This is a genomic window from Polaromonas sp., assembly GCF_018780625.1.
In the GTDB taxonomy this organism is placed as follows: Bacteria; Pseudomonadota; Gammaproteobacteria; order Burkholderiales; family Burkholderiaceae_C; genus Polaromonas.
Window position 1 is genome coordinate 4,341 of record NZ_JADMJK010000154.1, and the last position, 3,704, is coordinate 8,044.

Genomic DNA, 3,704 nt, shown 5'->3' on the forward strand with positions numbered 1-3,704 from the left:
GGCGGATAGATGAATCGGAAAAGTCGGTCATCGCGGTTCTCCTGGTGGCGCCTGGGTAGGGCGAAGCCTCAGTTTACGCAGTCGCTACGCTTGCGGCTATCTTTTGTGATGCGAGCCGCTTAGGCGTCCAGGAACAGCGCCGGGTCCACCATGGCGCGGTTCAGCATCACGCCCCAGTGCAGGTGCGGCCCCGTCACGCGGCCGGTGGCGCCCACGGCGCCCAGGCGCTCGCCGGTTTTCAGCAGGTCGCCCGGCTTCACGTCGATGGCGCTCAGGTGGCACACCATGCTCAGCAGGCCGCCGCCGTGGTCCATCCACACCGTGTTGCCGTTGAAGAAGTAGTCGCCGGTGTCAATCACCCGGCCCGTCAGCGGCGCGACGATGGGCGTGCCCGTGCCGGCCGCAATGTCCATGCCGCTGTGCGGACTGCGCGCCTGCCCGTTGAAAACGCGCCGCAGCCCGAAAGAGCTGGAGCGCCGTCCCGGCGTCGGCACCTGCATGCGCAAGGCCGAGGCCTGCGGCAAGGGCTCGCTGAAGGTGGCCATCACCGTGGCCTGGTGCGCGCGTTCGCGCTCGTAGCGCGCCGTGTCTTCGGGCGACAAGTCGACCGTGCGCGGCGACACCTTCAGGCGTTGCTCCAGGTAGCGCTTGCTGGCCACCGTGTAGGCCACTTGCCGCTGGCCGCCCCCGGCGGTTTGCACCGTGATGCGCGCCTGGCCGGGCTCGGCGGCCAGCGCAATGCCCACCAGCGCCGTCCACTCGATCACATCGCCCACCACCAGCAAGGGCACATCCCCTGCATGCGCGACCGGCCGCGCCGCCGCCGGGCCGAGCGACAGCCGGGCGACGCCTCCGGGAACCTGCAAGGCGTTCGGCCAGACACCGGACGGCGGCTGCGTGGTGGCTGCGGCCAGGGTTGACGCGGGCAGCGCCAGCAAGCCAGCGGCGCCCAGCAGGGCAGAGCGGCGCGTGAGTGGCCGGTGTGAGAGGCAGAGGTCAGGAGTGGGCACAGCGAATCCAGGGAAACGGTGAATGACAAAGCGCGGTGCGCAGGGTTGGGGCCTTATTTTGCGTGGGTGAGTCGCCTGTTTATTGCGGCGTCATCGTGATTTTGCCGTCCCGCACATAGTCCTCAAACTGGGTCAGCGGAATGGCCGTTAAACCCACAACGCCTTCGGCCGCCTCCCAACTGAGCGTGGCGCTGTCGGGTGCAAGCTCCACTTCCACGCGCCCGCGCGGGATTTCTATGAGGGCACCTTCGCCCGGCCTGTAGGTGACTTCACCGGTAATCATGGCGAACTGGGACATGGAAAATTCCTTTTTGAGTTGAACAACAGGCCGTAAAGCCCAAAAAGACATTTAGCACCAGAAGAAAGCCCAAGCGTGTCAGATAAGGGCGACGATGCACGCCGGCCACCACGTCCAGCCTGTCCCCGCCTGCGTCAAGCCCCAGGGCCTGACCGCACCAGGCGGGACGGAACCAGCCGCCGCATCTGCCCGCCCACCAGCGCCCGAAAGCGCGGGCTGTGCAGGCAGATGCCGCCGGCCAGCCCCACCAGGCAGCCCAGCGCGGTGTCGAAAAACCGCGCCTGGATCAGCGGCGCGGGCGATGTCTGCCCCAGCGTGGCGGCTTCGACCAGCAGGATCGTCAGGGGCGTGATGAAGATGGTGGCAACGGCGTAGTGCCGCACCACCACCGTCTCGATCACCAGCGTCAGCGCCATGAACGCCAGGGAAATCGTCCACTTGTCCAGCGGCAGCAACAGCAGGCCCCAGGCCAGCAGCAGGCCCACGCCCGTGCCCAGCACCCGGTGCAGCTGCTTGGTCCATACCGCGCGCAGCGACACGCCCTGGATCACGGCCAGGCAGCTGATCGGCACCCAGTAGGCTTTCTCCAGTTGCAGCGCCTGCGCCAGGGCCAGCGAGATGCCCACAAAAATGCCGATCACCACCGCGTCGAACACCACATAGTCAAAGCTGGCCGGCGGCAAGGGGCGCGCCGGCTGCGGCGCCTGAAGACGCAGGGCATAGAGGCTGTAGAAAAACGCGACCAGGCACGCCAGCAGCGTTCCCATGGTGACCAGCCCCACCATGAGCGGAACCTGCAGCGCCTCCAGCGGCGAATACGCCCCGATCGCCGCCGCCATGACAAAGAACAGGCTGCCCGGCGGCCCCAGGTCATAAAACCGGCAGACCATCGTGGCCAGGATGGCGATGAAAACCAGCACCGGCATCATCAGCAGCGGGAAAAAGTGGCTCATCGCCCCCAGCGTGTAGCAGGCTGTCATGGCAAACGCACAGGCCATCAGCGTTACCATGCGGTGCGACAGCGGCGTGTTGGGCAGGTACAGAAACACCAGACCGCCCAGCGACGAGACCAGCCCGTAGTCCAGATGGTCAAAATACGCGCCAATCAGCAGCGGCAGGCCCGTCGCCAGCGCTGCGGCGAACGGCATCTGCCACAGCCGGTCACTGGGTTTGAAGGTCAGCAGCAGCTGCAGCTCCTCGCGCACCAGCCGCTTCAGTTCAGCCCATCGGCTTGTGCTTGTGTTTGTCATGGATGTCGCCCCAGGGGGGGCTGCAAGTTAAAAGCTTAGTTCTTGGCGAACGCGTAGCTGACACTCTCGCTCTCGACCATGTCCAGAATGTCGTTCAGGACATCGTCGTCCTCGGTGCTTGCCCAGGTTTCCTCAGGGTTGCTGGCAAACAGGGGCTCAATGGCAATGTCCATGAACTGGTTGTCAGGCAGCTTCAGCACCTGCCCCCCTTCGGAGGTCTGGACAAGTTCCCAATCATCGGGGACGGACAGTTCCAGCTTGATGGTGACATTGAGTTTTTTCATGGTGGCTTCCTTTGGCTTTGGTTGTGACTTTGCGAGGTTAACCGAAGCCCGCCCATGGGCGCTGCAGATCAGGCCAGTTGGCAATCCCGTGGCCACAAAAATAATGAATTGATTGGAATCTGATCCAAAATTTTCCAGCAACGCCCGCAGCGGCGGATCGCTGCATTGCGATAGCATCGCCGCATGAGTACCCATTACGAGAGCGTTCACAGCGCCCTGCTTTACCCCGATGCCTTCCATGTGGCCGCCCCCGCTTTAGCCGTGGGGCGCGAAGTGTGGCCGCGCCAACCGGGTGTTTTTATCCGCGCGGCCCAAGCCCAGGAAACCGAAGAGGCCGCAGACGCAGACGCAGAAGCCGCAGACGCTGACAAGCCCCCGCGTGAGCCGCCGGCCCGTGCGCTGGTGGCCGGGCAATTTGGCCTGGTGCCGCGTTGGGTCAAGTCGGCTTCTGACGCCAGGCTGCGTTCGACCAAGCTGGTCAATGCCCGCTCGGAAACCGTGACCACGTCCAGCAACTTTCGCGACGCCTGGCTGGCCGGGCAGCGCTGCATCGTGCCAATGAGGGCGTTCATGGAAGACGACTGGCGCAGCGGCAAGGCCGTGCCCACCCGCATTGCCAGGGTCGATGGCAAGCCCATGGGCGTGGCGGGCTTGTGGGAAAGCTGGACCGGGGCTGAGGGCGAAGTCATCGTCAGCTACACCTTGCTCACGGTGAACGCCAACAGCCACGCGCTGATGAGCCGCTACCAACAGCCCGGCAATGAGAAACGCATGCTGGTGATCCTGAACGAGGGCGCCTACGACGCCTGGCTGAGCACCCGCCCGGAGAAGGCCCGGGAGTTCATGCGGGCCTATCCAGCCA

5 protein-coding genes are annotated in these 3,704 nt (G+C 65.0%); 1 reads left to right on the forward strand and 4 read right to left on the reverse strand.

The features are described 5' to 3' along the window. Positions 1–119: 119 nt before the first annotated feature. The 4 genes from IV091_RS12735 to IV091_RS12750 all read right to left on the reverse strand — a co-directional run bounded on the left by IV091_RS12735 (position 120) and on the right by IV091_RS12750 (position 2,842). Positions 120–1,010 (reverse strand): M23 family metallopeptidase, encoded by an 891-nt coding sequence (locus IV091_RS12735; RefSeq protein ID WP_293469279.1) that lies wholly within the window; start codon positions 1,008–1,010, stop codon positions 120–122. A gap of 79 nt (positions 1,011–1,089) precedes the next feature. Continuing rightward, on the reverse strand, positions 1,090–1,308 hold the full coding sequence (locus tag IV091_RS12740; RefSeq protein ID WP_293469281.1) for a hypothetical protein: 219 nt from the start codon (positions 1,306–1,308) through the stop codon (positions 1,090–1,092). 134 nt (positions 1,309–1,442) lie between these two features. Beyond that, entirely contained in the window at positions 1,443–2,558 is a 1,116-nt protein-coding gene (locus tag IV091_RS12745; protein ID WP_293469283.1) for an FUSC family protein, read from the reverse strand. A gap of 35 nt (positions 2,559–2,593) precedes the next feature. Continuing rightward, positions 2,594–2,842, reverse strand: coding sequence for a hypothetical protein (locus IV091_RS12750; RefSeq protein WP_293469285.1), 249 nt, complete (start codon positions 2,840–2,842; stop codon positions 2,594–2,596). 183 nt (positions 2,843–3,025) lie between these two features. Between IV091_RS12750 and IV091_RS12755 the strand changes: the two genes are divergently transcribed. Beyond that, positions 3,026–3,704 (forward strand): SOS response-associated peptidase family protein (locus IV091_RS12755; RefSeq protein ID WP_293469287.1); only part of this gene is annotated, 679 nt, incomplete at its 3' end.

What these genes read in the sequence shown, in the direction of transcription:
- IV091_RS12745 (WP_293469283.1), bottom strand. Translation starts at nt 2,558, where the DNA reads ATGACAAACACAAGCACAAGCCGATGGGCTGAACTGAAGCGGCTGGTG.
- IV091_RS12740 (WP_293469281.1), bottom strand. Translation starts at nt 1,308, where the DNA reads ATGTCCCAGTTCGCCATGATTACCGGTGAAGTCACCTACAGGCCGGGC.
- IV091_RS12750 (WP_293469285.1), bottom strand. Translation starts at nt 2,842, where the DNA reads ATGAAAAAACTCAATGTCACCATCAAGCTGGAACTGTCCGTCCCCGAT.